The sequence below is a fragment of the Nocardia sp. NPDC006044 genome (assembly GCF_042871115.1).
Taxonomy (GTDB): Bacteria; Actinomycetota; Actinomycetes; order Mycobacteriales; family Mycobacteriaceae; genus Nocardia.
In genome coordinates this window covers 68,665-94,598 of record NZ_JBIAID010000004.1, presented here as the reverse complement: position 1 = coordinate 94,598, position 25,934 = coordinate 68,665, and the positions used below count along the sequence as shown (strand labels likewise).

32 protein-coding genes and 2 pseudogenes are annotated in these 25,934 nt (G+C 65.3%); 16 read left to right on the top strand and 18 right to left on the bottom strand.

Going from position 1 to position 25,934, the window contains the following annotated elements; genetic code table 11:
• Nucleotides 1–311 precede the first annotated feature (311 nt).
• Nucleotides 312–452, bottom strand: a pseudogene (locus ACFYO1_RS31700) (TetR family transcriptional regulator); the annotation flags it as partial.
• 230 nt (nucleotides 453–682) lie between these two features.
• A complete protein-coding gene (locus ACFYO1_RS31695) occupies nucleotides 683–1,555 on the bottom strand; it encodes an alpha/beta fold hydrolase (protein ID WP_387239004.1) in 873 nt (290 codons plus the stop codon).
• Between the two features lie 731 nt (nucleotides 1,556–2,286).
• Here ACFYO1_RS31695 and ACFYO1_RS31690 point away from each other — a divergent pair.
• A complete protein-coding gene (locus ACFYO1_RS31690; protein WP_387239001.1) occupies nucleotides 2,287–2,463 on the top strand; it encodes a hypothetical protein in 177 nt (58 codons plus the stop codon).
• Nucleotides 2,464–2,535: 72 nt separating this feature from the next.
• Here the strand turns inward: ACFYO1_RS31690 and ACFYO1_RS31685 are convergent, their stop codons facing one another.
• On the bottom strand, nucleotides 2,536–4,083 hold the full coding sequence (locus ACFYO1_RS31685; protein ID WP_387238998.1) for a HEAT repeat domain-containing protein: 1,548 nt from the start codon (nucleotides 4,081–4,083) through the stop codon (nucleotides 2,536–2,538).
• 409 nt (nucleotides 4,084–4,492) lie between these two features.
• On the opposite strand from ACFYO1_RS31685, the gene ACFYO1_RS31680 reads away from it, so the two are divergent.
• Entirely contained in the window at nucleotides 4,493–4,915 is a 423-nt protein-coding gene (locus tag ACFYO1_RS31680) for a hypothetical protein (RefSeq protein ID WP_387238995.1), read from the top strand.
• Nucleotides 4,903–5,217 carry a transcriptional regulator gene (locus tag ACFYO1_RS31675; protein ID WP_387238992.1) on the top strand — a complete coding sequence of 105 codons (315 nt, stop codon included), beginning with the start codon at nucleotides 4,903–4,905 and terminating at the stop codon, nucleotides 5,215–5,217. Before ACFYO1_RS31680 ends, ACFYO1_RS31675 begins: the two co-directional genes overlap by 13 nt.
• Here ACFYO1_RS31675 and ACFYO1_RS31670 read toward each other — a convergent pair.
• Both ACFYO1_RS31670 and ACFYO1_RS31665 read right to left on the bottom strand, forming a co-directional pair.
• The gene (locus tag ACFYO1_RS31670) at nucleotides 5,214–5,372 is read right to left on the bottom strand and encodes a hypothetical protein (RefSeq protein WP_387238989.1); all 159 of its coding nucleotides are present in this window, start codon (nucleotides 5,370–5,372) and stop codon (nucleotides 5,214–5,216) included. The genes ACFYO1_RS31675 and ACFYO1_RS31670 overlap by 4 nt on opposite strands.
• A 177-nt stretch (nucleotides 5,373–5,549) precedes the next feature.
• Entirely contained in the window at nucleotides 5,550–5,720 is a 171-nt protein-coding gene (locus tag ACFYO1_RS31665) for a hypothetical protein (RefSeq protein WP_387238986.1), read from the bottom strand.
• Nucleotides 5,721–6,472: 752 nt separating this feature from the next.
• Here ACFYO1_RS31665 and ACFYO1_RS31660 point away from each other — a divergent pair.
• Complete coding sequence (locus ACFYO1_RS31660; RefSeq protein ID WP_387238983.1) at nucleotides 6,473–6,919, top strand: TIGR03618 family F420-dependent PPOX class oxidoreductase; 447 nt, start codon at nucleotides 6,473–6,475, stop codon at nucleotides 6,917–6,919.
• A gap of 40 nt (nucleotides 6,920–6,959) precedes the next feature.
• Nucleotides 6,960–7,100 (top strand): hypothetical protein, encoded by a 141-nt coding sequence (locus ACFYO1_RS31655; RefSeq protein ID WP_387238980.1) that lies wholly within the window; start codon nucleotides 6,960–6,962, stop codon nucleotides 7,098–7,100.
• 47 nt (nucleotides 7,101–7,147) lie between these two features.
• Here ACFYO1_RS31655 and ACFYO1_RS31650 read toward each other — a convergent pair whose 3' ends face one another.
• The 5 genes from ACFYO1_RS31650 to arsM form a co-directional block, all read right to left on the bottom strand.
• Complete coding sequence (locus tag ACFYO1_RS31650; protein WP_387238977.1) at nucleotides 7,148–7,759, bottom strand: LemA family protein; 612 nt, start codon at nucleotides 7,757–7,759, stop codon at nucleotides 7,148–7,150.
• Entirely contained in the window at nucleotides 7,756–8,562 is an 807-nt protein-coding gene (locus tag ACFYO1_RS31645; RefSeq protein WP_387241628.1) for a DUF3137 domain-containing protein, read from the bottom strand. Before ACFYO1_RS31645 ends, ACFYO1_RS31650 begins: the two co-directional genes overlap by 4 nt.
• Before the next feature lie 119 nt (nucleotides 8,563–8,681).
• On the bottom strand, nucleotides 8,682–9,764 hold the full coding sequence (locus ACFYO1_RS31640; RefSeq protein WP_387238975.1) for a hypothetical protein: 1,083 nt from the start codon (nucleotides 9,762–9,764) through the stop codon (nucleotides 8,682–8,684).
• Between the two features lie 254 nt (nucleotides 9,765–10,018).
• Complete coding sequence (locus tag ACFYO1_RS31635) at nucleotides 10,019–10,777, bottom strand: hypothetical protein (RefSeq protein WP_387238972.1); 759 nt, start codon at nucleotides 10,775–10,777, stop codon at nucleotides 10,019–10,021.
• A gap of 345 nt (nucleotides 10,778–11,122) precedes the next feature.
• Nucleotides 11,123–11,938, bottom strand: a complete 816-nt coding sequence (gene arsM / locus ACFYO1_RS31630; protein ID WP_387238969.1) for an arsenite methyltransferase — start codon at nucleotides 11,936–11,938, stop codon at nucleotides 11,123–11,125.
• A gap of 119 nt (nucleotides 11,939–12,057) precedes the next feature.
• Here arsM and ACFYO1_RS31625 point away from each other — a divergent pair, with 119 nt between their 5' ends.
• On the top strand, nucleotides 12,058–12,423 hold the full coding sequence (locus ACFYO1_RS31625) for an ArsR/SmtB family transcription factor (RefSeq protein ID WP_387238967.1): 366 nt from the start codon (nucleotides 12,058–12,060) through the stop codon (nucleotides 12,421–12,423).
• 149 nt (nucleotides 12,424–12,572) lie between these two features.
• Nucleotides 12,573–12,738: pseudogene (locus tag ACFYO1_RS31620) on the top strand (heat-shock protein HtpX); the annotation flags it as partial.
• 41 nt (nucleotides 12,739–12,779) lie between these two features.
• Here ACFYO1_RS31620 and ACFYO1_RS31615 read toward each other — a convergent pair.
• Together ACFYO1_RS31615 and ACFYO1_RS31610 are read right to left on the bottom strand one after the other, a co-directional pair.
• Nucleotides 12,780–12,971, bottom strand: a complete 192-nt coding sequence (locus tag ACFYO1_RS31615) for a hypothetical protein (protein WP_387241719.1) — start codon at nucleotides 12,969–12,971, stop codon at nucleotides 12,780–12,782.
• A 305-nt stretch (nucleotides 12,972–13,276) separates the two neighbouring features.
• Nucleotides 13,277–13,669, bottom strand: coding sequence for a VOC family protein (locus ACFYO1_RS31610; RefSeq protein WP_387238964.1), 393 nt, complete (start codon nucleotides 13,667–13,669; stop codon nucleotides 13,277–13,279).
• A 340-nt stretch (nucleotides 13,670–14,009) separates the two neighbouring features.
• Between ACFYO1_RS31610 and ACFYO1_RS31605 the strand changes: the two genes are divergently transcribed.
• From ACFYO1_RS31605 to ACFYO1_RS31595, 3 genes are all read left to right on the top strand, one after another.
• On the top strand, nucleotides 14,010–14,327 hold the full coding sequence (locus tag ACFYO1_RS31605; RefSeq protein WP_387238961.1) for a DUF222 domain-containing protein: 318 nt from the start codon (nucleotides 14,010–14,012) through the stop codon (nucleotides 14,325–14,327).
• Nucleotides 14,328–14,412: 85 nt separating this feature from the next.
• Nucleotides 14,413–15,105, top strand: coding sequence for an SMI1/KNR4 family protein (locus ACFYO1_RS31600; protein WP_387238958.1), 693 nt, complete (start codon nucleotides 14,413–14,415; stop codon nucleotides 15,103–15,105).
• A 250-nt stretch (nucleotides 15,106–15,355) separates the two neighbouring features.
• Nucleotides 15,356–15,745, top strand: coding sequence for a GNAT family N-acetyltransferase (locus ACFYO1_RS31595; protein WP_387238955.1), 390 nt, complete (start codon nucleotides 15,356–15,358; stop codon nucleotides 15,743–15,745).
• A 208-nt stretch (nucleotides 15,746–15,953) separates the two neighbouring features.
• On the opposite strand, the gene ACFYO1_RS31590 is transcribed toward ACFYO1_RS31595, so the two are convergent.
• Nucleotides 15,954–17,264: an FAD-binding oxidoreductase gene (locus tag ACFYO1_RS31590; RefSeq protein ID WP_387238952.1), complete on the bottom strand. Its 1,311-nt coding sequence runs from the start codon at nucleotides 17,262–17,264 to the stop codon at nucleotides 15,954–15,956.
• 336 nt (nucleotides 17,265–17,600) lie between these two features.
• Entirely contained in the window at nucleotides 17,601–18,104 is a 504-nt protein-coding gene (locus tag ACFYO1_RS31585) for an SRPBCC family protein (RefSeq protein ID WP_387238949.1), read from the bottom strand.
• 700 nt (nucleotides 18,105–18,804) lie between these two features.
• On the opposite strand from ACFYO1_RS31585, the gene ACFYO1_RS31580 reads away from it, so the two are divergent.
• Entirely contained in the window at nucleotides 18,805–19,251 is a 447-nt protein-coding gene (locus tag ACFYO1_RS31580; RefSeq protein WP_387238946.1) for a hypothetical protein, read from the top strand.
• Between the two features lie 21 nt (nucleotides 19,252–19,272).
• Here the strand turns inward: ACFYO1_RS31580 and ACFYO1_RS31575 are convergent, their stop codons facing one another.
• The 3 genes from ACFYO1_RS31575 to ACFYO1_RS31565 form a co-directional block, all read right to left on the bottom strand.
• Nucleotides 19,273–19,737, bottom strand: a complete 465-nt coding sequence (locus tag ACFYO1_RS31575) for an OsmC family protein (RefSeq protein ID WP_387238943.1) — start codon at nucleotides 19,735–19,737, stop codon at nucleotides 19,273–19,275.
• Nucleotides 19,734–20,372 (bottom strand): GntR family transcriptional regulator, encoded by a 639-nt coding sequence (locus ACFYO1_RS31570; protein WP_387238940.1) that lies wholly within the window; start codon nucleotides 20,370–20,372, stop codon nucleotides 19,734–19,736. The genes ACFYO1_RS31575 and ACFYO1_RS31570 overlap by 4 nt, the downstream gene beginning before the upstream one ends.
• A 105-nt stretch (nucleotides 20,373–20,477) precedes the next feature.
• Entirely contained in the window at nucleotides 20,478–20,906 is a 429-nt protein-coding gene (locus tag ACFYO1_RS31565; RefSeq protein WP_387238937.1) for an SgcJ/EcaC family oxidoreductase, read from the bottom strand.
• Between the two features lie 177 nt (nucleotides 20,907–21,083).
• On the opposite strand from ACFYO1_RS31565, the gene ACFYO1_RS31560 reads away from it, so the two are divergent.
• Entirely contained in the window at nucleotides 21,084–21,917 is an 834-nt protein-coding gene (locus tag ACFYO1_RS31560) for a hypothetical protein (protein WP_387238934.1), read from the top strand.
• A 402-nt stretch (nucleotides 21,918–22,319) separates the two neighbouring features.
• Here ACFYO1_RS31560 and ACFYO1_RS31555 read toward each other — a convergent pair whose 3' ends face one another.
• Nucleotides 22,320–22,799: a hemerythrin domain-containing protein gene (locus tag ACFYO1_RS31555; RefSeq protein WP_387238931.1), complete on the bottom strand. Its 480-nt coding sequence runs from the start codon at nucleotides 22,797–22,799 to the stop codon at nucleotides 22,320–22,322.
• Between the two features lie 270 nt (nucleotides 22,800–23,069).
• On the opposite strand from ACFYO1_RS31555, the gene ACFYO1_RS31550 reads away from it, so the two are divergent.
• The 4 genes from ACFYO1_RS31550 (at nucleotide 23,070) to ACFYO1_RS31535 (ending at nucleotide 25,905) form a co-directional block, all read left to right on the top strand.
• Nucleotides 23,070–23,603, top strand: coding sequence for a GNAT family N-acetyltransferase (locus tag ACFYO1_RS31550; protein WP_387238928.1), 534 nt, complete (start codon nucleotides 23,070–23,072; stop codon nucleotides 23,601–23,603).
• Nucleotides 23,604–23,839: 236 nt separating this feature from the next.
• On the top strand, nucleotides 23,840–24,013 hold the full coding sequence (locus tag ACFYO1_RS31545; RefSeq protein WP_387238925.1) for a hypothetical protein: 174 nt from the start codon (nucleotides 23,840–23,842) through the stop codon (nucleotides 24,011–24,013).
• 247 nt (nucleotides 24,014–24,260) lie between these two features.
• On the top strand, nucleotides 24,261–25,460 hold the full coding sequence (locus ACFYO1_RS31540; protein ID WP_387238922.1) for an MFS transporter: 1,200 nt from the start codon (nucleotides 24,261–24,263) through the stop codon (nucleotides 25,458–25,460).
• A gap of 25 nt (nucleotides 25,461–25,485) precedes the next feature.
• On the top strand, nucleotides 25,486–25,905 hold the full coding sequence (locus ACFYO1_RS31535) for a Dabb family protein (RefSeq protein WP_387238920.1): 420 nt from the start codon (nucleotides 25,486–25,488) through the stop codon (nucleotides 25,903–25,905).
• Nucleotides 25,906–25,934 lie beyond the last annotated feature (29 nt).

Below are 25,934 nucleotides of genomic sequence, written 5' to 3'. Positions count from 1 at the left end.
CTTGGCCTGCGGATGCAGGGCGTCGAATCACCCACGGCCAGGGCGATGCTGCGGTCGAGATCGCGGGCCAGTGCCCCGCGGAGTTGTGGAACGTTGCAGAGCAGATCCTGGCGCTGCCGCACGGACTCGCGGGCCTCCGCATCGAGGCCGGCGATGACCTCCGCCGTGGCGCGCCGAAATGCCTCCAGAACCGGGAGGTCGAGAGGCTGTGCCCGAACGGCCTTGATCATGAGGGCGTCCAGATCATCGACGAGGAGCACATCCTCCTTGGCCGGGAAGTAGCGGAAGAACGTGCTCGGCGCGACGTCGGCCGCGGCGGCGATCTGCTCAACGGTGGTTTCGGAGTAGCCGTGCGCGTGAAACAACCTCAACGCCTCGACCCGAATGGTGCGGTGGGTCCGCTGCTTCTTCCGATCCCGTAGTGTCGGCCTGGGTTTCGGCTCGATCCGCATGATCCGATTGTCCTGCACCCCAGCGGCCCCGATTGCGGAATTGCCCGCTCGGATCGCCCTACCGTCACCGCGGCCCGATGTGATCGCACGTCGGCATGTAGGTGCATACGCCACTGGCGCGCCCGCAACTGCTCCGGAACACCCGGGTCGCGGCATGAGCGTGCGTTGGATCGGACCACCGATCTGCCCGTCCCCTCAGCTCTAATCGACCTTGATGAATGATGGGGTACTCATCGCCCCAGTGCCTTCGCCAGGACGGCCGCACAGCGTTCGGCACCGCGGTCGGTCATGATCAGCGCCGCGTGGTCCACGCGCTCGACAAGCTCGGTATGGATCAATGCCGACGTTCGCTTCTCGAGGGCCGCTACATGCTCGGGTGGGTACATCGGCGCACTGCCCTCGCCCGTGGACCATTGAGCGTGCAACAGCCGAGTCGGTGCCTCGAGCTGGGCCAGCGCGGCGATCGGCCGCTCGGAAGCGAGCACGCTGACCGCGTCTTGGACTTCGGTGTCGACGTCACGGAGCACCGGACCCCCGGCTGTGCCATCGCGCAGTTCGTGGGCGAGCATCTCGACGAACCGCGGATCGGCGGCGTTCACCAGTGGCGTCTCGGTGTCGGCGTGGTGCCGCGCATACGCGGTCACATCGGGCCAGTCGGGCTGTTCGCGGTACTTCGCGCGCAGCATCCCGGCAAGTTCCTCGGGCTGCGCCATTACCGGGGTGGGTAGGCCTCCGTCGACCAGCGTGACCGAACGAACCCGATCAGGGTGACGCGCGGCCAACTCGACCGCGATGAACCCACCCAAGGACATGCCGATCACGTCGACGGTTTCGACGCCGATCGCGTCTAGCAGGGCTGCCAGTCCGTCAGCGTGGTTTCGTGCGGACGACGGGCGGGCGTCCCTGACGGGGGTCGCACCCCTGCCGGGCAGGTCGGGCGCGAGGAGGGTGGCCCAGGGTGCGGCCTGATGCAACCAGGTCCAGAGTCGGTTGGTGCTGGCGAGACCGTGGATGGCCAGCGCCGGGCCACTGTCCCCGGGCCAGGTCAACACATTGAACGCTCCACGGGCGGTGTCGATCAGTTGTTCTTCGGGGAGTGTCATCGCGCTCCTTCGGTCACCGACGGCTTTGCTCTGGTTCATCTTGCGCAATGTCGACCGCCAAACCCACCAGGACACGACATCATCCCGGATCACCGACAACACTCGCACCCAAACCTCGTACCGCATCTCCGATCACTACCCACTCCAGGCCGAATTCCCTGTCTTATCCCGCGTCTCCGAGCCGGGTAACCCGGCTCGGAGGAGGGCGCACCACATGCAAATCGGCACGAGCGCGCACTCGCTGGCCGAGCCCGCGGCCGATTCAGAACGCGCGGGCCGCGGCATGAGCGTGCATTCAACGGCCACTCAGGGCGCCAGACGCATTCGGCGGTGACGCCGGAAGCCGCCGATACCAACAGAGCTCGGCCCGTTGTCCGACCTGCCGCCAGGATTCAGCAGTGTTGCTAATCGGCCTGGGCACGCTTGATTAGATGGCCTTCACGGAGTGACCGCAGTCGGGGAGCGAGATCCTCCAGTTCGATGTACACCCCCGGGTTGCCCAGACGCGCCCTTTCTATCTGGATCCACTCCCCGCAGGTGTCGTTGGCGCGGATCAGGCGACTACCGATTGTCCTGCTCACAACCTCCGAGGCGAAGATCCCCATGTTGACTCCGGCGGCCAGGTAGTCCAGGTAACCCAAATATGAAGTGAGCTCATGAAACTCACGGCCATCGACCGTTGCGGCCTTCTCTGCGAATGACGGATCCTGATAGATCCCTACATACAGGTCATGCTGACGCTGGATAGTCGCGGTGATGAAGTTGATCGTGGCTCGCTGTTATTGCCGTCGATTCTCTTGCCCGGCCTCCCGCATCACCCGCGCAAGCCCGATGATCGCTACGTTCGCCGGATGGAAATCGGAATGGAACAGCTACCGGCGCAATCGCATTCCCGGCTCGTCGCATGACTCACGACACCCGCCACGTCCGATGGATCTCGAGGCCGTCTTTCCCGAGCTGACGCCGCTGGATCTCACCTTCTATTGCCGCCCACGTGTTGGCCTTATCGAGGCAACGACCGCCGTGGGCGTGAGGGGGAGCGCACTGCGGTATCCGCCGGTCCGGCGGCCGTATTCTGTCAACGCGAGCACACCGTGTCCTTTCACCTCAGTGCCAGGCCCCAAACTGGCCGGCCCGACCGACGCCCTCTCCGCGATCCGGGTGGTCGTCATCGCCTTCGGGATTCCTGTCCGCTGTTCGAACTTCGCCCATTCGTCCTTGATAACAGCATCGTATGTACTGCGGTCCGAATTCTCAGTGAAGCGTCTTTTGACGCTTTCGAGAAGCTCGTCCCATTCGCTGGGCGCGAAACCGTGCTCACCCAACCACGTCGAGATCGACTCCACGCGCAGTCCCTGTTCCGAGGGGTGCCCATCGCCATCCAAGCTCAGATCGTCCATGGCATCGCCCCACTCGGCCTTTCTGCGTATCTCCCCCTGTTCGGCGATGCACCAGCCACCCCAGTCGTAGGCGTCCACCTCCTTGTAATAGTGAGCTGCTCCGAACCGCAAGCTCAACTCGATGCAACGCTCCTCGAGGGAGGGGCGCGCTACGGACTCGCGTGTCACCTCTTTCATATCATCGGAGTGCAGTTCAAAAAGTGCTGCCGTGAAATCGTCTTCCAGGTATGCGCGGATCCGCTGTTCGTCGCGGGGATAGTGCGAGCTCGCGTCACCGAACACCAGTGTCCACCCGTTCAATACGGGACTGACATAGACCTGTTCGCACTCCCACGCCCAACGGAGGCCGCTCTGTTCAGCCACGGCCTTGCCCATGGCAATGGTCGCCGGCACTGGATCGGAAAGCCCGAATGCCTCGAGCACCGCCTCCCGATCATCGGTCGGGAGCGCCCACCACAAGCATTTCGTCGAGGCCGGCACCTGCGGTGCTTCGCGAGCGAGTTCGCTGGTTACGAACCGGTGCAACAGACGCAGATCTTCCGGGGCGATGCTGTGCCAGCCGATTTCGGCCAGCACCTGCAACGCGAGGTGCCGCGCCGGCAGAGACGACCGCCGGATCTGATGCAGCATCGGAACCAGCTCGGTGCCTATCTCGACGAAAGCCTTCGCCGCCCTGGTGTGTACTCTCTCGTCGTCATCGCCGAGCAGTACCGCGAGCACGAACCCATACTCGCTCAGCCGGTGTTCACCGATGTGGTTGGCGACCCAGTATCGCGCCGCGTATTCCGCTCCCACCCAGCTGTGTTCTGCGTAGTAAGCCGCTTGGTTGATGGTTGGAAGGCCCAGCAGTCGGCAAACGCGATACTCGGTGCGGGAATTCACCTCGATCGATTCGGGCGCGGTACGAATTCCGGACAACAGCTCGAGTAGTGGCGGGTAAGCCAGAGGGCCGAGCCCGGTCAACACCTGTGCGCACGCATCGGCCCTGGCGGTCGAGTCGGTCTCACGCAGTTCGCGCACCATGGCCGGTATCGCCCGGCGGCCCGATGCGATCAGCGTCTCCACAGCCGACTGCCGGACATGCTCTTCGGCCGACTCCAACGCGGCGATGGCATCTTCGATACGCACCGTTATCAATCACCCTTCGAATAGGTTGTCCCAGAGGGACACTGCGCCGAGTACTGTGCCATAGCCCTCCGACAACCCGGTCGACAGCGAACTCTCGATCACGCCTTGGGATCGGTGTGGCTGAGCCGCTATCGCGGTGACCATCCGGCGCCGCCCCCATGCCGTCGTCACCACTGGCCGACGCTGGACCCCCAACCGCCACCCACGGCGCACGACCAATCACCACACCAAACCCTCCAGGGTCAACCGGGGCCAGCCGGTCTCCGCTGGAGCGGCGTCCGCCGCACATGCCGCACGCACGATGTCCAGCCACCCTATAACTGCATTCGAAAACTGGTTGCCAAATGAAAACTTGCCGCGTTAAAGTCTGCGCATGCGAGATACACAGACGCCCGAGCAGGCCCTGGCGATGGCCACCGCCGCCACACGGCGGGCACACGCCGCCACTTCTTTGCCGAGCTGGGGTCCGGTCGCGGCCGGCGCGGCCGGTGGGATCGCTGCCTTCCTGCTGTGCACCGCGATCGACGACAGCGGAAGTATTCTCGTTCGTGCCATCCTCGCGGTCGCCGGAATCGCTGTAGGCGCGGTGTATTTCCGGCTGCTGCGTTGGTTGCGCGATGTCCGGCGTGCCCGCGGTATCCTTCCCCTGCCGATCGCGGAATGGAAGCAGAACACGATGGTGATTCTGGTCGTCGCGATCACGCCGATCGGGCTCGGCGGCTTGGGCATCTGGCTACAACTGGTGCCCAGCGCAATCATCGGCGTATGGATCTGGTTCGTACAGGCGCGACCCCGGATCTCGGTGGGCAAACTGCGATCATGGCAGAACTGAACGGCCTGTTGGCCTCGCTGCCACGCCTGAAACTCGTCGCCTTCCTCAACGGCTGCAGCGAGGCAGAGTTCCTGGTGGTCACCGAGCTCTGCGAGATGAACAAGTCCACGCTCTCCAAGTCGATGACTCAACTGGAGACCGCCGGATACCTCACCGTCACCAAGGGCTACGAAGGCCGCAAGCCGAAAACCTGGCTAGCTCTGACCTTCGCGGGCCGCAACGCTTACCGCACCCATCTCGAAGCGCTCACCGCGTTGACCCAGAAAGCGAGTGAGACGGTTTCCGACCGGAGCGATTCCTAGTCGTGGCGGCCATCATCGGTCAGGGCACCGTGATTGCTCCGGGTCTCGTCGCGCAGGCGATCCGGGCCGCGCTCGAGCGAGGCCGGCCCCCGGGACCAGCGCGGAACCCGGTTGCTCTTCTGGATCTCGCCCGCAGCGGCCAATGACGCGATCACTGCGGCACCTGGTGCGCGCCCATGCGCCCGGCCCAGCCTGGCGTCCAGGATCTTCGCCGCCTGCTGATTGTCGCCCTTGGAGTCACCGAGAACTACGGCGTTCTCCAGTGCCCTGGCCAGCTTGCCGACCGCGGGCGCACCGGTGCCGTCGGTACCCGCCGCCGCGAAGATCCGGATTTAGTTCCAGCCGGGGTCGATCACGGTGAACCCGGAGTAGTTGTCGGCGTTCTTGCGCTTCCGCGGGCGGGTCATCCGCGGGATTCCAGAGACCAGGAGCTTGCCGTGGACCGCGCGCATGCCGGCGGCGAACGCCTCGAAGAGCTGCTGGGTGTCGGGCACCAGGACCACGCAACTGCCGTAGGAGTCCTCGGGCTTGAAATTCAGCAGTCCGAAGAACTGCAGCTGGTTCCACCGAACGACGGTTCTGCTCGGCTCGTGGCCATCCTGTCAGTGCGAGCCGCCGTGGGCATGCCCCGAAATCCATGTTGACACTCGATATTGAGGAAGATGGACCATCGTACAATCGGCATGCGCGTACCTACAGCAGAGTTCTTCTCGAAATACGCTGCTGGACAACTGATCACGAGGAAATGATGTAAGTGGCCTCTCGACGGATGCCTACACCAGCTCCTCGTGATCAATCGACCAGCAACAGAGCCGATGGCAGCCGGGCGAACACCCGCATCGCGGCATGTGCGCGGGGTGCCGAGCCCGAGACGATCTCCGCACGTTGACCTTCCGGCATGCCGCGCTGCTCACCCGAGCACGCGTGGCGGCAATGTCGTGCGTCGGCAGAGTTCGGATCGGCGTTGATCTGGCGTGGCGTCAGTTCCCGTGACAGCCCATGACGTAGTCCAGATCCGGCGGAGGGCGCCGAAGTCGACCGCTTGCGCCACTAGGGCGTCGTTGGCCTGAACCACGCACTAAGCGGCATCAACGCGTGATATGCCCTGGCAGGCTACCGGCCGGAATACGTCGCGAATTTCCCCTCCCCTACTTCAACTTATATCGGACCGGGGGGCTTGCCGCAAGACCGGGGTGATACCGCAGAATGGCCGTTCGCTGGGTTCCGACCATGCCGATTCCGCTGAAGGAGCAATGTGACAGATCTGAAGTCTTTCGCCGACCTGGTGCCGCTCGACTACGGCCTTTCCGTCGCGGTCACGCTGCGCGCCGAGGGCACACCGCACGCCACGGTCGTCAACGCCGCCGTCTTGCCCCATCCGATCACCGGAACCGACGTCGTCGCCTTCGTATCCCCCAGTGCCACTGTGAAACTCGCCAATCTGCGCGCGAACCCGGCGATCGCCCTCACCATTCGCAGCGGCTGGCAGTGGGTGACTGTCGAAGGAACAACTCAGCTGGTCGGCGCCGACGACCCCGATCCGGATATCGACGCCGAAAGGCAGCGGCTCCTGATCCGCGAAATCTTCGGAAACGCCGGTGTCACCCAGGACTGGGACACCTACGACCAGGTTATGCGCGACAAACACGGCACCCTCGTTTTCGTCACCCCGACCCGGGTATATACCAACGCCGCGATGTGATGAGCCACCTCGTGTCACAGCTGAGCAGAAAGGATCGCCTATGAGCGAAGACCCGGATGATCACTCCACCCCGTCACAATCCGCCAAGGACTCGATAGCGTTCTGGGAGCACGCATTCGACCGGAGGCGGACACTGCTGCAAGACGAAAAGGAGCATTGGGAAACGAACGAGCAGAACTAGTCCGCGGTAAGCGGGCGGAGCGACAGAAGCGAGGCGCGGGCCGGCGTTCAGGAGGCGCCGAACAATCGGCGAACGTCGGTTACCGCCCCCAAGTCGGGGCCGCTGATCTCGAAGTATTCGGCGGGCGAAACGTGGTGGAAAGAAGCAATGAGTCCGGCGGGCACGGATTCGATCTTCGTGTTCAACGCCCGCACATTGCCGTTGTACAGCCGCCGCGCCGCCGCGATCCGGTCTTCGATATCGGCCAGGTCGCTTTGCAATGCCAGGTAGTTTCGCACGGCGCCCAGGGTGGGGTACTGCTCGGCGAGTGCCCGCACGCTACCCAACGCCGTGGTGAGGGCGTTCTCCGCAGTCGCGACCTCCGAGACGTCTGCGGCTCGGTGTCCCGGGGAGGGCGCCAACGCGCCGGCGACGTGTGCACGATTGCGGGCCTCGACCACTGCCGTCAAACTCCCGCGTTCGAAGACCGCCGCCTGCTCGACGGTGGCGACCAGATTCGGCACCAGATCGTGGCGGCGCTGCAGTTCGACGCCGACCTGCTGCCACGATTCGGCCACCAGGTTCCGCAACCGCACGAATTCGTTGTACACCGCGAAGTACCAGAGGATCAGGATGATGGCTCCTGCCAGAGCTACGAGGATGCCGACGGTGCCGCTCATGCCACAGTCCTTTCCGGGGCAGTACCGTCGGACCACACAAACCGCGGGATGCCGTCGGCGATTACCCGCATCACATCGAAGACCGCGGCGATCTCCCAGGGACGGTTGCCGAGCGTGGTTACGCCGACCAACTGATTCCCGGTGATCTCGAATTTGGTCAGCAGCACCGCGGGTTCGCGTCGGCCGAGTTCGATCAACCGGTCGATGGTGCGCGGGGTGAAAACCGCGTGCGCGAAAGCCGGATTCGAGGAGTACACCGCGAATTTGCCGTTGAATTCGGCGGATTCGAATTCCACCCGGGTACCCGCGGTGGTGTCGAAGTTCGGGCCCATCGTCAACCGGGGCAGCGCCGTGGGAAGGTCCAGAACGAAAACATTCCGGTAGTGGGTGCTCACGTTGATTTTGTTGTTGTTGAGCCAGGTCAGATGGAAAAAGCTCGCCGGATAGGCACCGACTCTGCCTTGCATCGCGTCCCGGACCCGCATCCGTCGCGCCCGGCGAATGGTGAACGGCGGGAAGTTCCAAGCCGGCACTCCCCAGTCGGCAGCACGTTGATAGCTGAAACCGTGTTGCTCGGCCCACCGCGCGGTCCACTGTTTCCGGAACAGCTTGACGATCACCCCCGAGGGCAGGAAAGCCAGAAACGGCGTGGCGAGCAACAGTATCCACGACACCGGTTTCCCATGATCGCGCCACCAGATGCCCTGCACGATCACCAGAACCAAGAACGTAATGAACGTCAATGTGTTGAGCAGACGGGGCCGCGCCCAGATCGGCCCCCTCGCACTCAGATCATCGGCCATGCCACCCACTGCTTCTCCTTGCGTCACACCGCGGGCGCGGATGCCTCAATGATCGTCACGAACCTTGCGATGTCCTTACGAACGGCTGACGGTCGGCGCTGCGGCCCACGAGGGGCCGATCATCGCGGCGCGCTGGAACGGTGTTCGTCGAGACGTTGGCGCTGCCGGACCCCGTATGCCGCGTCCTTGACCGCGGTGTCGTCTTCGAGACCGGATCCGAGGGCCCCGCCGACGGTCGCGATGGACGCCAGCAACCATGCCAGTGTGAGGTAATCGGCGAAGCTCACTCCGTGCCCCAGAATGCGCGATAACAGTTCCGGGGGAAGGGTCATGCACGCGGTGCACAGCAACAGTCCGAACAACGCCACGTGTAAGACCACGACGCCGGTGACCAGGGTGACTACGGTCGCGGTGTTGTAGAGCACCGATCGCTCGCGGTCCGACCGCGATTTCGGTCGTTCCCACAGTTCGTGGTCGAGGATCAGCCACAGAACCATCGCGACGATCGACAGGATCGTCGCCGCACTCATGCGCCAGGGACCCATGGTGTCGGCGAACATCCAGATCGTGCTGGTGGCCAGCGCGACCGCGCCCGTTGCGAAGGCGCCGACGAGCACCTTGGAGAGACCGGTGACCAACCGCCATGGCCGGTTGGCCCGCACCATGCCCGAGAGCAGGCGCAGTCGTCGCAGGCCCGGCGGGGTGAAATATCTTGTGCCGCTGGGTATTTCCGTGGAAGGGAACCGCCGCTCGGCGCCGGCCGGTGTCAGTCGCGGGTCGCCGACCATGTGGCTGATCGCGAGTTCGATGACTGTGCGGAGGCGTTGCTCTAGGCGGAGCCCACCTACGCCGGGCACGGAGATGAGCGCGAATTGATGGTCGGTGCTGACGTCGGCCACGATCGGCAGGGTGTCGTCGCGGCGGGGCAGATCGGTGAGGTAGACAACGAGGTCTTCGGCTTCGGCGGACGGATCGACCGTGTCGATCGCGTCCGCGAGACTCGCTTGCTCATCGGGGAGATACGGTTTGGGGCGCACGCTGGTGGTCCACCGGCGACCGGAATGGTCGCGGCTTCGCAGGCGGGCGGGCAGCCCCCGTGCAAGGTGTTCGGCGACAGCGGCAGGTTTACCCGGATCCGCGATGAGCAACACCGAGACCCGCTGATCGGCTGGCCTATCGTCCTCGTGTTCGTTGCCGTCCATGGCAGCCGCCTACCCGTACGAGCTGTCCCGAAACCGGAGCCGCCTGGCAGTGACTTCTCCGCGTGATACTCGACGCGACGAATGAAGCCACGCGGGCGTGCCGGAGTTCGGCTGCACTGCAATCGAATTCGACTACTCCCCACGTGGCGAGCGGCACCAGCGGGCGCTCGCGGCCGGGGCGAGCATGTCATGGCCGCGTGCGTGATCGCCGTGTAAGCCGGCGGGGCGCGAATGGCGGTCCCGCCGTGACCGTGTCACTCGGCCGAGCGTGCGCCGTCGTCGGCTCGACGGAATTCGGCGGTGATGGTGCCGCCGTCGTAGAGCTCACCGCCGGCGTTCCAACCCGATTGCGTCATCAGGTCGACCAGAACGGTCCACCGGCCGGGATCGATCTTTCCCGCGAGGCGGATGTGCCCGTAGCTGGAGACGGTTTCGAGGGTCCCCCACTCGATGCTGAGGTCGAGTTCGCCGAACTGGCGACGGCGGACGTCCCAACCGGCCCGGCGAAACGCGATGGCGACCTCGCCCAGGTGCGGGCCGATCTCGTCCTCGTACTGGTCGCCTGGTTCGGCGATGATGCCCATGTAGACATTGGGAACTCGGTCGAGGACCGCGTTCAGCCAGTCGGGAACATGCGCAGCGGCACGGGGAAACCACTCCATCTCCCGGGCGTAGTGCTCCGGTATCGCCCCCATCGACGGCTCGCCGTCGTAGTCGAAATCAGCTCGGAAAGAACCGCTTTCGTCGACCTGGCACCGCACGGTGAACCAGGTCCCGATGTCGGGCCGGTTCATGCCCTGTTTCAACCGCCAGCACAGGTCGGCCAACCCCTCGGGATGGCGATACGCGATGGGCTTCCCCTCACCATCGACGACCGCGAATCCGGCCTGTGAGCCGCCATCTCCCACCGAAGACCAGGTGAACACCCCTCGCCCGCCCGCGGGTAGACCACCGCGCAACACCTGCTCGATTTCGTCGAGTAGTTCTTCCTGTTGTTGGCTGGTGAGAGCCACCACATACCCCGAATCAAAACGTAAGTCTCCGTGAACGACCGAAACTCTAGCGCGACCGGGATCTCACTCGGCCGGCTCCCCGCCGTCATCAGCGCGGCTCCGACAATGACCGCGATCCGAAAGCTCGGTTCGCTGCGTCCGGTTAGCGGTTGCCCGATTGGTCGACGGGTACATGGCTCTGCCGAACTCTGGGATACATCCGCGCGCTCTCCCCGCACCGAAGCACGATCAGTGGCACACCGAGTAGGTTCCGATCACCAGCTGCCCATTCGGTGCGCCACTGGATAGTGCCTGTTCTTGCTGGAGCGGACTGTGCGGCGCCGGATGCCCGGCGCCGCAACGGTTCTAGGAGCAGCAGCTCGGACCGCAGCAGGCCTGGTTCGCCGACTCGGTGGGTTTGACGGCTTTCACGATCGCGGAATACATGCCCTCGGCGACGGAATGGGTTGGGGTGATCTCGATTTCGGTGAGCCCGGCCGTTTCCAGTCCGGCGCGGTATTCGGCGAACGACAGCGCTCCGGCGATGCAGCCGACATAGTCGCCGCGTTCGGCGCGCTGAGCGGGGGTGAGGGTGTCTTCGGCGACGACGTCGGAGATTCCGATGCGCCCGCCCGGCGCGAGAACCCGGGCCATCTCGGCGAACACGGCGGGCTTGTCGGTCGAGAGGTTGATCACGCAGTTGGAGATCACCACGTCGATCGTGTTGTCGGGCAACGGGATCGCTTCGATCGTCCCCTTGACGAACTCGACGTTGGTGACCCCGGCCTTGACGGCGTTTTCCCGCGCGAGGGCGAGCATCTCATCGGTCATGTCGACCCCGAACGCCTTGCCGCTCGGCCCGACCCGGCGCGCGGACAGCAGTACGTCGATCCCGCCACCGGAGCCGAGATCGAGAACGGTCTCCCCTTCGCGCAGATCCGCGACCGCGGTCGGGTTCCCGCAACCCAGTGACGCGGCGACCGCCTGGATGGGCAGCGCGTCCCGGTCGCCCGCCCCATACAGGCTCGCACCGAAGTTCTCATCGACCTCGATGACCCCGGTCGCACAACCATCGCTGCCGCCGCAACAGTCCTCGGCGGTCCCGCCGCTCGCGACGGCCACCGCGGCGGCGGCATAGCGTTCGCGCACGGTCTCGCGCAGTTCGTTGATCGGCTCGGACATGGGAGCACTCCCTCTCGGAAACACCCGGAGCTGAAGGGCGATCCCTCACTGACCGGGTTGTATTGACATCTGTCGATGCAAGTCTGGCGCGCCGAATAGATATCTGTCAATATTGATGAGTGTCGAAACAAGAACTTCCGGTGCTTGCCGCGACCGGCTGTTGCACCACCGTCTCCGAACGACTGGACCCAGCCACCGCCGCCGACCTGGCGGCCACCTTCAAAGCCCTCGGCGATCCGGTCCGGTTGCGGCTGCTCTCACTGATCGCGGCCGCGGGCGGCGAGGAAGTCTGCGTCTGCGAGCTGACCCCGGCGTTCGAGCTCTCCCAGCCGACCATCTCCCACCATTTGAAGGTGCTGCGCGAGGCCGGCCTGCTGACCTCGCAACGGCGCGGCACCTGGGTCTACTACCGGGTCGTTCCCGCTGCGCTGCAACGACTTTCCGACGCCTTGATCCCAACCGGACTGGCTGCCACTCCGGCCTGAACGCCATGCTGCCGCCACTGACGCGACGGCTTGCCCCCGAACACTCGGCAGCGCAACGTTGGTCACCGTCTACTGCCCCGCGTCACCCGCAGCCCGTCGATGCTGCCGCCGTCCCGCACGCCAGCATCGCCGAAAGGCGCTATCCCACAGTGACATCCAGGCCGAACGTGTTGTTCGTCTGCGTCCACAACGCCGGACGTTCCCAAATGACCCAGGCTTAACCGCCCATCTCACCGGTGACCGGGTCGAAGTCCGCTCCGCCGGAACCACCTCGCCGACACCAACAATCCCGCCGCCATCGAGGCCATGGCCGAGACCTGCTCGGCGCGCCCCGAGCCCGTCGCTCGGCTACTAGTTCAGACCGGGTCGGGTAGGTGGATCGCGGCGAGCTTTACCGGATCGATGACGATGTGGATGGCGATGATTCGTTCTTCGGCGACGGTAAAGGCGATGACCGACAAGGGGTTTCCGTCCGGGCGCCAGGACATGTGCCCTGGGATGCCGTTGACCAGGACGGGGCGGTGACGGGCGACCTCACCCGAGAACATGCGGGCACCGGCGGCGACCTCGGTGGCGCCGAGCGTGACGACGAACCGTCGGGGGTGTCGACGGTCAATTTCACGTTCGGGTCCAGGACGCGCAGGAGCGCTGCGAAGTCGCCGCCCTGGGCAGCGTCGTGAAAGGCTTGGACGACCTTGCGATGCTTTCTACCGGTGTACCCCTGCTGGCCTGTGGCTCGGACCTTGCGGCGGGCGCGGCTGCCGATCATCTTGGGGCGTCGGTGGATTTCCCCAGGATGTGGGCGATTTCGTGGAAAGGGACGCCTCGGCGAGGACGTCGGATGGGCGAGCGGTCACGGCCTGCGCTGCTCGCGCAGCGAGATCCGGTTGCCGTCGGGATCCGTTGCCTCGATGCGGATTCCGAAGGGGTACTCTTCCGGCTCGGAACCTTCGAAGGTGACGCCGCGCTGGCGGAGAATCTCGAAATCCTTTCGCAGATCATCGGATTCGAGGATGAGGGGGCCGGGCGCGACGCGCAGGCCCACCTCGGCCGGCTGTCCCGCGGCCGGCGCGTGCGACCACAGGATGATCTCCACCGAGCTGTCGGGAACGCCGACGGTGAGGAAACGGCCGTCAGGGCCGGCGAAGTCGATCCGCTTTTCCAGGCCGAGGCCCTCGGTGTAGAACTCCAGCGCGCGGTCCTGATCGGTGACGTAGATCGTCGCGTACATGATGTTGCTCAGCATTCCGTGCTCCGTTGCTCGTCGGTGCGACGACCTCGTATTCGGTCGTCGCTCCTATGACGAGCGCACGCCGGGGAAGGTAACAGGACGGTCCGCACGAACACCTCGAGCGTCGTCGATCGAGGAAGCGCGGCTTCGGCCGACGAGCGAGCTTCGAGCGACACCCGGGACGCTTGCCCGTTCGGTTTCACGCCCGCGCCCCGATCCTCCGGACCGCTCCGACACGACGTCCGAAACCTGCCTGCCTGCGGGTTTCCAGGAGAACGGCGGAAGATGTCCGACTCGACGCAACAGAGATCCGAATTGTCGAACATATGTTCTATTATGCGGTAGGCTGCCTCGGGTGAACATACATTCGACCGCGCTTGCGCCGGATGCTCCAGCACCAGGATGGTCGGAGCTGACCGATGTCGACCTGCTGCGCACCCTCGTCGAAACCGAACGCCGCCGCAGACGGCTGGATGCCGCCATGCGCGCCGCCGTTGCCGAAGCGGAGCGTCGTGGCCTCGCCGCGGATACCGGTTATCGGGACACCGTGGAGCTATTGACGGATCTGCTGCGGATCAGTGCACCCGAAGCGCGTCGTCGAATCGAGTACGCCGCTCCGCAGGCTCGCCCGCGTTCCAGAAAGGTGTGGCGGGTGTTGGCGGCGGCCAGTTGATCCGTGCGCAGGAAACGGCTCGGCACGACTGAAATTGCAACGAGCCGGGCATCCGCCGGTTCTGCCCCACGATACGGTGCGGGCCATGACTCATGACTGGTCCGATGTCCCCGACAGACTCGCTCGCATTGCCGAGACTCCAGGCGCGAACGAGGTTTTCGGGGCGAGCGGTCCGGCCGGGCACGGGTGGCGTGCCGAACCGTCGTTGACTACCGCCGAATTGAGTGAGCTCGAAGACCAGGTAGGGGTGGCGCTGCCCGAGGAGTATCGAGCTTTCCTCCTTACTGTCGGCCGAGGCGGCGCCGGGCCGGCCTACGGGCTGTTCCCGGCTCGCCGGGTGGAAGGGCGATGGCGGTGGGAGGGGGACGGCGCGGAATTGACCGTGTTGGACACACTCGCGCAACCGTTTCCCTACATCGCCGCCTTCAATCCGGCCGCCGGACTCCCCGCTGCTCCCGTTCCCGCGGACTTCGACTCGGTCGCGGCTTTCAACGCCGCCGAGGACGCGCATTGGGAAAAGCACGATGAGATCGTCTACCGGCCAGCGCATTCGGTCGGGCTGCTCTATCTGTGCCACCTGGGTTGCGCACAGCGCGAAGCGCTCGTCGTCAGCGGGAAGTCGCGCGGGCGGATGTGGGCCGACAGCACCGCCGAGGATTGCGGTTTCGAGCCATTGGTCGATGACGCCGGCACCGAACTCGGCTTCACGCAATGGTATCGGCGCTGGCTGGACCGCAGCGAAGCCGAACTCACGGACCGCGCACCCCACGCCTGGTAATGCGGCGGGATCCACGCGAACATCAGTGCCGATGAGCGATCATGGGCCGTCTGGCCTTGCGACTCGCAGTCGCCGGACCTCCGCGACCAGCGCCGGGACGTCCTGTCGAGCGGCGGCGACGAAGTCCAGATCCGCAACCTAGGACGAACGGATTCCACCGCCTTCGGCCCGCCAGACATCTACAGAGAACGTCGGCCGCCGACCGCCTTTGCTACGCCGGCCAGGCTCAACCGTAGGGCAGGATGGTCACGTGGTGGAAATCAACCTCCTGACTGAATCCGACCGCGCCAGTTGGGAATTGCTGGCGAGGGGTAAAGACGTCTACTTCGCGGTCGAACGAAGCGACGACGACTACGAACGTACATGGCGAAGGCTGCTCGATGACGAGCGAATACGCGGGATCGCTGCCCGGCTGGACGGCGAGATGGTCGCAATCGCGCACTACCGCGGCGTGGCCACGGCGGTGATCGAGTGGGTGGCGCAGGACGCCACAGCGCACGGCTTCCCCGGCCTCTACTGGAACACCTTGGAGGACGCCCCGGCTCGTGCTCTCTACGACAATGTGGGCAAGTTTCAGCAGGGACTCATTCACTACACCTACCGGCCCGCCGCCAACGGTCGCCGCGTGAATACACGTTGATACCAGGACATCCGACACAACCTGGGGTGTTGCTGACGACTCTCGGCCGCCGCCCACAGCCCCACCGGTCGCTCGGCTGGCCGCACCGATCGTTGATGAATGCTGCTCATGAGCGAGCACAGGCCGGTGTGGACTTCACCCGAAGTCTGTGATCTGTGCCCGCATCCGGAGTCGACTGCATGCGGCGGGACGGCGGAGGGAACTCCGGCTAGTCCAGGACTGGGAAGTTCGCGCGGATGATGTTGTGCGGGTCGCGGTTTCGTTTGATCTCCCGGAGTCGCGTGAGGGTGTCGGGGTCGAAGGCGACGGCGGCGGACTCGCCGGGAGCGAGGAAGGTGTAAGGCTTGGCACCGGTGATCTGGCTGCCGAGCGCGTCGGTGATCTCGGTGAATCGAGTGCGGATATCACCGAGCAGATGCGGCAACCCGAGCCCGAGCAGATACAACGCATACGGTTCGGCCACCGTACCGCGCGCACCAGCACCAGCCCGATCCTCGGCGAGCGCCCCACCCAAACCGCGGATCTGCACATTGAGCAACGGCGCGACCGGCGCCTCGATCAAGGTCTTCACCACCGCGTCGTCGAGCTCGGTCAGGATCTCACCCCGCGACAGCGACGGGCTCGGATCGATGGGCTCGGCAGTGATCTTGCCGATCTCCGCCGGAGTCAGCACACCACGAGTATCGGCGACGACACCGTCGATCGTGTCCAATCGGCGAGTCAGCTCACGGCCCTCGGCCGCGTCACCGAGGTAAGCGAAATCGATCGAGACACTCGGCGCGATACCGGGAATCTGGTAGCGCTGCAACCACACCGACAATTCGGCAGGCGCGTCGGTGGTGAGCGCGGTGAACGCGTCGAACACCTCGCCAGCGCGCTCGGCCGGCCACGTCACCCGCCCGCCGTACAGCCGGGGCAGGGCGAACAACTCGAACTCCAGCCCGGTGAGGATCCCGAAATCACCGCCGCCGCCGCGCACCGCCCAGAACAGATCCGGATCCGAATCAGCCGTCACCCGCTGCGGACGCCCGGAAGCATCGACGAGCTCGACCGCACGCACCGCATTCGCAGCCCACCCGTATTTACGCGCGAACCAGCCGAAACCACCACCGACGGTGTACCCGGTCACCCCGACCACCGGGTTACTCCCAGCCAAACCGGTCAGCCCATACCCCGCCGCCGCAGCCTGCACCTGGCCCCACTGCACCCCACTACCCACCCGCGCCACCCGCTGCACGGGATCGATATCGACGGTGTTGAACCGCCTGGTACGCACCAAAATCGCACCATCAATATCACCGGTCGCACCGTGCCCGGTCGGCTGTGTCACCACTACGCGCCCCGACTGCTGAGCATATTCGAGCACCGCCGCCACATCCTGCGCGTCGGCCACCTCCACCACACCCGCCACCGACTGCGTCACAGCGGTATTCCACGGCTGCACCGCCCGATCGAACTCGGCATCGCCCGGCAGCAGCACACCACCACGGACCGAGGTGCGCAGATTTTCGATAGTCATTCTCAATCCTCAATCGTCATTGTCGAGCCGGGTTGTCTACTGAATGACGACGTAGAGCGCGCCGGTGTGACATCTGCTGCGGGATCCACGCCAGCGCTCGCTCAAACCGTGCGGCCCGGCAGATCGGTCCATCGGTGCGGTGTCGCTAGGCTCGACGCCGACCCGCCTCCGCACACCCTCCGATTTCACGCACCACTTCTGAGTTCCCGCACCTGAAATTGCATGCGATTTTCGGTGCGGGAAATCAGAAGTGGTGCGGCTGTGCGTCATTCGCATGCTCGGACCGGGGTTTGTTGGTGTGCAAGTCGGCCGGGGCGGGATGGCCTCGGGGGCCGGTCAGTTGGTGCTCGGGAGTTTTGGGGATCCGAGGAGCCGGCGTAGGAGCCGGACGTATGGTCCCCAATGTGCCGGCCGTGCAACTGTTTCCGCGCAGGCGAGTTCGGCGCGGTCGAGGCTGTCGTCCAGGCAGGCGTCGTGGAGTGGCCCGATGGCCAGGGGCCAGGTGAGTCGGGCGGTGCCGTGGGTTTTCATGGCGACGGTGTGCCGCAGGAGGGTGTGGTCCGCGTCGACGGCCAGGACAGCGTATTCGTGGAAGCCGTCGAAGCCGCGGGGGCCGGTGAAGGTGAACCGCACCCAGGTGGACGGTACGTAGGCGGCGACGGTGTAGCGGACCGGTCCGTGCCCGCCGACCGCACCGACCGCCAGTGGGCGGTCGAACTCCATCGGCGGCCATCCGGGGGGCCACAGCTTGTCGTCGCTGCTCGCGAGAGTGTCGATTAGCGCGCCCACCTCGCTGGGTTTGGCGGCTAGCAGTCGTTCGTGCACGTTGTAGACGGCCATAACTCCTCCTCGCACAGTTTATAGAATGATCACTCTATATTAGCGCACGGGCACGGCGCCTTCCCCCAAGGCACGACGGTTCACCTGGAAGCCGATGCCTCGGAATCGTCGTTGCCGGGGCTCGCCGCAGATGCGTCAGCGGCCCGATTTTTCCGTCGCGTCCAGCCGTTTCCGGCACCCTGCGAGGGCGGTCAGCCTGGCCACCTGGATGTCGGCACCACCGGATTTACTCGTCGTTCGAACAGGTCGGTGGCGCAGGCGCGGAGAGGAAGGTCACCTCAGACCTGTGGCGCAGGAGTTGCCACAGTGAGTAATAGGTCCTGAGGAGGGCGTAGACCAGGGGCCCGGTGTGCGACAAGACAGCCTCGGAGACCCGTCATGTCGTGGTTGGTTCTCACATGCTGCCGGGGGTGTGAAGCCGGCTGGACTACAGCCCTCAGCAAACCAGCCGGCTCGTACCCACTCATGCGCCGAGAGGTGCCCGCACCCATCGCGATTCGCACCGCGCCTGCCTGTGGACGAACTCCGGGCGCCGAGGGACAGGCGAAACGCGATGCCCCGCCGGCGATCCGGCGCACACAGCAGCGTACCGACGAGCGAGAAGCCATCGGATAACGTAACTCCTCGATGGGTGTCGCGAGCGATTCGATCGGACGCCCGACCTGTTGATCGCCCGCGCCTGCCGATTCGGAGTAAGGATATGACCGTCGTCCGAGGCGAGATCGCCGTACTGCTGGGGGTTCTCGGGCTTCGGCAAGGCGACAACCGCATTCTCGCCGCGATCGCACTGGTAGGCCCCGTGATGACGATCGAGGAGTTCGACTGGGACGAGACCAGGTCGACGTATTACGTCTTCCACCCGGCCGGGACGGACCTGCTTTTCGAAGACGACGTACTCGTATCGGCGATGGTGCGGACCCAGCCGGACAACCAGGACGAGGCCTACGGCCTGTATCCGCGCCCGCACGACTTACTGGAAGGCCTCTCCCCCAACGCAACTCGTGCCGAAGCGGCAGCAATGCTCGGGACACCGGAGCGCAGCGGACCGAACTTCGACCGATACGCGGTGAACGACCATTACCTGCATTTCGAATTCGATGCCACCGGCCGCACCGCCAGACTCACCGCGCTACTCGAACCGATCTGAAATCCGCATCCGGACAACAGATCAGCGCACCACCGGTTCGTGACGGACCGGAAAGTTGACCGAATTGGCGATGAAACACAACTTGTGCGCCCGCTCGTGCAACTCCATCGCCTGGTGGCGCATGTCCAGATCGGCAATCACTACCTCCGGCCGCAACACCACCTCGGTGAAGTGCCCCCCGCCACCGAGATCCTCTTCCATCACACCGTTGGCCGAGTCGGTGTAGTCGGTGACCACCACGCCGGCGCGGGCGCACAGGGCGAGGTAGGTGAGCATGTGACACTGCGACAGGGTGGCGACCAGCAACTCCTCGGGATTCCATCGATCCGCGGTGCCCAGGAAAGCCTGGTCGGCAGTAGCTTTCACCGGTTGCTTGCCATCGGCGAGGATGTCGTGGTCGCGGCCGTAGTCGCGATAGCCGGAGGTGCCGGTCCCCGTGTTGCCGGTCCACCGCACTGTCACCTGATAGCCGTGCTCTTTGCTCAACTGGCCGCTCCTTGCTCTAGCTCGGCCACGACGGACATCGTGGCCAGGACGTGGTTACGGGCATGTGCGGCAGCCGCATCCGGCTCACCCGCGGTGATCGCTGCCATGAGGTGGCGGTGCTGCTCGTCCACCCGTGCCGGTCTCGGTGGCGCGTTCAGCGATGCCCGGGTGGACACGACGATCCGATCCCAGATCCGCTCCAGCACCTCCAGCGCCGGCGGGATATCGGCGAGTTCGGCGATGTACCGGTGAAAGGCGCGATTGTGCTCGACACCGGCGGCGAGATCGCCCCGGCGAGTCGCCGCGTCGGCCAGGTCGGCATGCTCGCTGAGCCTGCGCAGCGACGCCGGGGACAGCTCACCCGCCTGCTGGCGCCGGGCGGCGAGTTCCGCGGTGAGCGACTCCAGGGAGGCACGCATCAGGTACGCGTCCCGCAGCGCCTTGGCATCCAGTTCGACCACCGTGACACCCCGGCGCGCGGCAGCCACCAAACCATCACTTTCCAAGCGCCGCAATGCTTCCCGAACCGGCGTGCGACTGACTCCGAGCCGATCGGACAACTCCTGCTCACCGAGCGCCTGCCCCGCCGGGAACACCCCGAGCACGATCAGCTCACGTATGTTCTCGTAAACCACAGCACCCCTTCGCATCCGTTGTATACAAAGGATACGATATGCCACCGTCCCGATTATCGCCCGTTTGGGGCGACGATCGGATACCCGACTACGCGAGCCTGCGCTTCACGACGCGACCGGCGCGAAGTCGTCGAGCCCGTTGAGGCGGGTGTTGTGGGCCGCTCGGATCAACCAGCCCTCCGCGCGGCGCACGAGAAGCGCGGTGATGAGTCCACGACGGTCCTCCCCCGCGGCGGCACCCGGCAATACGTGATCGGGCCACGCCCATTCGGTGTGCACCAGCATCACTCCGGGGGTGAGCGGCTGGAGGTCGACGATCGTCTGGGTGTAGTTCTTCTTCTGCGCCAGAACGGATTCGGGGACGTCCAGATGCCCACGCACACTCTCCTCCCGCGACCGCCACCACACGCCCCGGTGCGTGATGAAGTCGCAGTCCTCGGTGAACAACTCGCCCCATTCCCGCATCTCGTGCCGAGTCCAGAGCTCGGTGTAGCGGTCGAACAGTTCGCGGATCGCGGCGGTGTCATCGGTCATGCACCGAATTCTGAAACCTGAACCTCGGTGAAGGTCAAGCGGTTCGGCCTGTACCGGTTGACCGCGGCACTCGGCTACAACGTTGGGCACCAACATTTCTGGAGCCAGAGCAGCTGCGGATTCCAAGACCGCCGAAGAGATTATCGCGGGGATATCGGGCTCGATAGGGTGGCGGTCATGAAGCGTCCAGACCTGAGTTCGCCGCCGACCTTCGACGAAGCCCTGCGGTACGCGCGTGATGTGGCGCAGGATCCGGGCACACTCGTCCACTATCCCCATCCGGGTCTCGAGAATGCCCGCTACGGACGTGGTTTCGCCTTCTTGGAGAAGATCAACGGCGACCGTGGGCCTATGGACGGCTACGTCTTGGTGTCCACGTCCGGTTATGGCAGCGGAGTGCTGCTGGCGGACGGACGGACCATCGACGAAATAATCGCCGAACACCTGGCTCGGGCCGAACACGCGAACCGCTACATCCCGGACAGCGAACTCTCGGTGGCGCACCGAGCGGCGCTCGCGGCCTACGACGCCGGCCACGGGCGAATCGATGACCTGCCCGGGCACGAAGCGCTCGACGCCGAGACGGCCGACTACGCCGAGTTCGTTCTCCTGAACCTCCGGCACAGCCGAAACCAGACGGGCACCGGACGAAACATCCTCGCCCGCAACGATTTCCTGTTACAGGCCGCAACCCCAGGCCGCCGATACACCCACCCCTGCCCGCTCTGCGCGCAACCGGCCGTCTACGCCGACCGCTACCCCCGCGCAGTCTGCGAACACTGCCTGAGCCGGACCACCGATCACGCCGGCCGCCGAATCACCGGCTACAACACCAGCCTCAGCGGCGGCATGATCGCCTACTACACCGACACGATCGACCATCCGGACACCCCGTACGAAGAATGCGTCGAGGTCACCCGAACCGGCGTGTGCTTCATCGACGGCCATCCCGCCACCATGCAGGAGGCCCGCTTCGGCGGGATTGTCGTCCAATTGTCCCCCACCGACTGAGAATCGGCCGTCATTGCGCTGACTGCCCAGGACGACGCTGCGTAGGCCAACATGGTTCGATGGAAGCGGATGGCCTGATAGCGGTTGACCTCTCGGCTGACAAACAGGAAGTACTACAGCGCGGGCTCGGCGAATGGGGCGGCCCTGCACGGAGGTACTCGCGATCGCGATGGGCTTTGCGAGCGTGGCGGACCTGTACGAACAAGGACGGCGACTACGGGCGGCATTGAGCGCGAAAGAGCCACTGAGCGCGGCAGATTGGCGACGATCACTGGTGGCGACCGAATTCGTTTCGCAAGTGATGTTGACCAAACCTGTTGGCTGACAGCACTTGCCGATACGCACCCCTGGGCCGCCTCGGCACGCGACGTCCTCATCAGCTCCTGCGCTTGCTGGCGGACGTCATGGTCCAGCGCTGAACATTGCCTCTGCGGTATAGTCGGAGGGGGACAGTTTGTCCAAGGCGGCGGTGATTCGGCGTTCTTCCCACTGGAAATGGGACTCCATGATGGCTGATAGTCCGGCGATCTCGCTGCGCACCGCCGCTAGATTCCCGGGGTCGAGTTCGGCTAGCGCGGTGGTCATTCGGGTCAGGATGTCCGCGATCAGGTGGTGGTCGGCGGAGAGTTCGGCGAGCACCGACGCCAGATCCGGGAAGCGTTGGGCCAGAACGGGAAACGCTGTCTCGTCCTCGCTGGTGTGATGGTCGGTGAGGGCCTGGCAGAAGGTCAGGCAGTGCGTGCGCAGGTCTCGGAGCGGACCAATCGGCTCGTCCTCCCGATACTCGTCCAATGCGCGGGCGACTCGGCGTAGTTCACTACGCAACCGTTGGTGAGTGTCGATCAGTTCATGGCTCAGGGTGCGGGCGCGATGGGGATCCACGGCTGCCTCTCGAAATGTGGTGCCTCCATGCCGACGCCGTCCACCGGGCGCGCACACGCGACACCACGACAGCTTAGGGGGTCGGGCGGCGCGCCGACTGCTTCGCGGGGCCGTCCGAGCACCGTTCGGACCGCCGATCGGCTGGATCACCTCGGCCACTCGGCTGGAATGCTCGGTATTTCCCTTGCTCCGGGACGACAACGCGCCCTAATTTCGGGTTATGTATCGCGACATTCTCATCGGCACCACCGGAATCGGCCAGAACCGCTCATGACCACGCGGTCGCCGAACCAGACGGACCTGTCCCACGACGCCCTGTCGAGCGTGCTCCCCGGCTCCACACTCTCCCGATTCACCGCGGACGATCTCGCCGAACTCGTTGTCCTGCAACGATGCTGCTGGGTGCCGGAGGCTGTGCTCAACGACATGCTCGACCTCCCCCCACTGCTCGAGACCCACGACGAGGTCCTGGCGTGGGCGAGCACTTCGACGACCCTGGTGGTGCGGCAACGCGGACGTCTGGTCGCCGCGGTACGCGGCCAGGTCGAAGGCAACAACTGGCACGTGGGCCGGCTCATGGTCGCCCCCGATTTGGCCGGTCGCGGCGCCGGTTCCCACCTGCTGCGACTGATCGAAGGTCTCGCTCCGCCGCACATCGAACAATTCGTCCTGTTCACCGGCGCGCGCAGCGAACGCAACATCCGCATGTATCGGAACGCGGGCTACCGGCTCCTCCCCACCCCGAACCCCCTCCCGCCCAACCACATCAGCGGTGCCGTGCACATGGTGAAACCCCGGCTATAAGCCGCGTGCCCAGCCCCCGGGTGCAGCGCGGGCCGAACCGTCTGCGTGGTCGGCGAGATGATCGCAAGGCTGCCGCCGGGTAACCCGCAGCTACGGCGAGACGACGAGCAGCCAGCCCGTGCGCGGGTTGAACAGTGCTGCCAGCTGTGCGAGCTGCGCAGGAACTTCGCGTTGACCTCGGTGCTGCTCCAGCCGGATGCCAGGCAACCGGAGCAGCGCGGCCGAGCCGTCGCTACGTGGTCGGCGAGATAATCTCCGGGCCGCCCGCCGTACATGCCCGCGGCTACGGCGAGCTGCTCCAGCCGCATGCCAAGCCATCGGGGCAGCGCAGCCGAGCCGTTTACGTGGTCGGAGAGATGATCGCCGGACCGCCCGCCGTGCACATCTGCGGTTACGGCGAGTTGCTCTAGGGAACCGCCGAAACCTGTGTGGATTCGTCTTTCGATCCGCAGCTGATCCGACCTCGCCGCGATCGCCGGGGCCGAAGCGCGATGGGATCACCGACGAGTGGTCGAGACCAGGACTACCCCGGTCGTTACTTAACCGCTGGATCGCCTACGTATCTAGGTAGAAATCACCGACGCGGGCGCCGGTGCTCGGATGGAAATCTCGAGGTCAGCAAGCGAGCACGACTTGCCGGACACGAGGAGGAACACCATGAGCGCGGCACCTGACGAGGCGGTGCAGCGATTGCCGGCCGCGCCGGCGCGCATCGCCCGCGCCACCGTGCTGGCCGCCGCGACGCTGACGCTGATGGCCCCGGCGGTCATCGCGCCGAGCCTGCCCGCCATGCGCGAGACGTTCTCGGCGGTGGCCGGGGCGGATGTGCTGGTGCGGCTGGTGCTGACCGTCACGTCGCTGGCCATCGGTCTCAGCGCACCGCTGGCGGGCATGGCGGCCGACCGGATCGGGCGGAAGCCGCTGCTGGTGGGCAGTCTCGCGCTGTACGCCGTGGCGGGAGCGGCCGGGTTCTTCGTCGACAGCATCGGCGTCCTGCTGGTGACCAGAGCCCTGGTGGGCGTCGCGGTCGGCGGCATCATGACCGCGATCAGCGCCATCGTCACCGACTGGTTCGAGGGACCGAAGCGGGCGACTTTCCTTGGGCTGCAACAGGCTTCCGCCAGTATCGGCGGTGTCGTCTTCCTACCGCTGGCGGGTCTGCTGGCCGCGTCGAACTGGAAACTGCCGTTCTGGATCTACGGCGTCTCCGCGTTGATCCTGCCGTTCGCGCTGTTTGCACTGCGAGAACAACAGCGGAACAAGACATCCGGGCCAGTCGGTGTCGAAACTGCAGATGCGCGGACTGGTATCTTCCGGCCGATCGCCGGGCTCTACCTGCTCGCCTTCTTGGTGACGCTCGCCTTCTACATGGCCCCCACCCAGTTGCCCTTCCTGCTGGCGCAACTGCACATCGGTCCGGCCCTGGTCGGTGTGGTGATCGCCGCGACGACTCTCAGCAGTGTCGTTGGCGCACTGGCCTTTCCGTCCCTGCGGGCCCGCTGGTCACCGAGCGTCCTCACCGCCGCCAGCGTGGGCTCGCTGGGCCTCGGGTGGGTGCTGGTCGGTACCGCGAGCACCGTGGCGCAGGTGGTGGCCGGACTGCTCGTGGGCGGCTTCGGCGTCGGCCTCGCCGTCCCGAATCTGAACCTGCGGTTGAGCGACCTCGCACCGCCCGCCACCCGCGGCCGCATCCTCAGCGGCCTGGTCACCGGAATCTTCCTCGGCCAGTTCGTATCTCCGCTGATCGTCGCGCCGCTCATCCACCTGACCAGCATCGGCGACGCGTTCCTCTGGACCGGGCTCGCCATGACCGCGGGCGCGGCGATCGCGCTGCCCCTGCTCCGTAATGCCAAGTAACACCAACGAATGAAGGATGAAGATAATGATCTACCACTGCAACCGCCTCACCCTCCGCGCCGACGCCTCCCCCGAAGCCGTCGAGGAGGCCATCGAGAGCCTGCGCAACCAAGGACGGAGCATCCCTTCGGTGAAGTCCTTTGTGGTCGGCCCCGACTTCGGTGGCGAATACCAGTGGGGCGCAGTGTTCGTCATCGAAGACCTGGACGGCTACTGGGAGTACCTGATCCACCCGACCCACCGCCACACCGACCGCGTCGGCCTTCCCCTGGTCGACAAGTTCGCTTCCTTCGACATCACCGACGACCCGGACCCGGCGATGGCCGAGAAGATCGCCGAACTGCACCAGCGCCGCTACGACAGCGACCCGGAACTGACCAAGCTGGTCTCCGATCTGGGCGAATACAGCGGTAGCGCCGCCCCCGGCCGGCACGGCGAACAGTAAGAACCGATCGAACCCGAAACCCCCTGCCC

What these genes read in the sequence shown, in the direction of transcription:
- ACFYO1_RS31540 (WP_387238922.1), top strand. Translation starts at nt 24,261, where the DNA reads ATGAGCGCGGCACCTGACGAGGCGGTGCAGCGATTGCCGGCCGCGCCG.
- arsM (WP_387238969.1), bottom strand. Translation starts at nt 11,938, where the DNA reads ATGTCCGAGCCGATCAACGAACTGCGCGAGACCGTGCGCGAACGCTAT.
- ACFYO1_RS31640 (WP_387238975.1), bottom strand. Translation starts at nt 9,764, where the DNA reads ATGGACGGCAACGAACACGAGGACGATAGGCCAGCCGATCAGCGGGTC.
- ACFYO1_RS31535 (WP_387238920.1), top strand. Translation starts at nt 25,486, where the DNA reads ATGATCTACCACTGCAACCGCCTCACCCTCCGCGCCGACGCCTCCCCC.
- ACFYO1_RS31550 (WP_387238928.1), top strand. Translation starts at nt 23,070, where the DNA reads ATGACCACGCGGTCGCCGAACCAGACGGACCTGTCCCACGACGCCCTG.
- ACFYO1_RS31590 (WP_387238952.1), bottom strand. Translation starts at nt 17,264, where the DNA reads ATGACTATCGAAAATCTGCGCACCTCGGTCCGTGGTGGTGTGCTGCTG.
- ACFYO1_RS31615 (WP_387241719.1), bottom strand. Translation starts at nt 12,971, where the DNA reads ATGTTCTCGGGTGAGGTCGCCCGTCACCGCCCCGTCCTGGTCAACGGC.
- ACFYO1_RS31655 (WP_387238980.1), top strand. Translation starts at nt 6,960, where the DNA reads ATGAGCGAAGACCCGGATGATCACTCCACCCCGTCACAATCCGCCAAG.
- ACFYO1_RS31645 (WP_387241628.1), bottom strand. Translation starts at nt 8,562, where the DNA reads ATGGCCGATGATCTGAGTGCGAGGGGGCCGATCTGGGCGCGGCCCCGT.
- ACFYO1_RS31600 (WP_387238958.1), top strand. Translation starts at nt 14,413, where the DNA reads ATGACTCATGACTGGTCCGATGTCCCCGACAGACTCGCTCGCATTGCC.
- ACFYO1_RS31650 (WP_387238977.1), bottom strand. Translation starts at nt 7,759, where the DNA reads ATGAGCGGCACCGTCGGCATCCTCGTAGCTCTGGCAGGAGCCATCATC.
- ACFYO1_RS31690 (WP_387239001.1), top strand. Translation starts at nt 2,287, where the DNA reads ATGCTGACGCTGGATAGTCGCGGTGATGAAGTTGATCGTGGCTCGCTG.
- ACFYO1_RS31585 (WP_387238949.1), bottom strand. Translation starts at nt 18,104, where the DNA reads ATGGCCGTCTACAACGTGCACGAACGACTGCTAGCCGCCAAACCCAGC.
- ACFYO1_RS31695 (WP_387239004.1), bottom strand. Translation starts at nt 1,555, where the DNA reads ATGACACTCCCCGAAGAACAACTGATCGACACCGCCCGTGGAGCGTTC.
- ACFYO1_RS31580 (WP_387238946.1), top strand. Translation starts at nt 18,805, where the DNA reads ATGACCGTCGTCCGAGGCGAGATCGCCGTACTGCTGGGGGTTCTCGGG.
- ACFYO1_RS31610 (WP_387238964.1), bottom strand. Translation starts at nt 13,669, where the DNA reads ATGCTGAGCAACATCATGTACGCGACGATCTACGTCACCGATCAGGAC.
- ACFYO1_RS31565 (WP_387238937.1), bottom strand. Translation starts at nt 20,906, where the DNA reads ATGACCGATGACACCGCCGCGATCCGCGAACTGTTCGACCGCTACACC.
- ACFYO1_RS31560 (WP_387238934.1), top strand. Translation starts at nt 21,084, where the DNA reads ATGAAGCGTCCAGACCTGAGTTCGCCGCCGACCTTCGACGAAGCCCTG.
- ACFYO1_RS31680 (WP_387238995.1), top strand. Translation starts at nt 4,493, where the DNA reads ATGGCCACCGCCGCCACACGGCGGGCACACGCCGCCACTTCTTTGCCG.
- ACFYO1_RS31675 (WP_387238992.1), top strand. Translation starts at nt 4,903, where the DNA reads ATGGCAGAACTGAACGGCCTGTTGGCCTCGCTGCCACGCCTGAAACTC.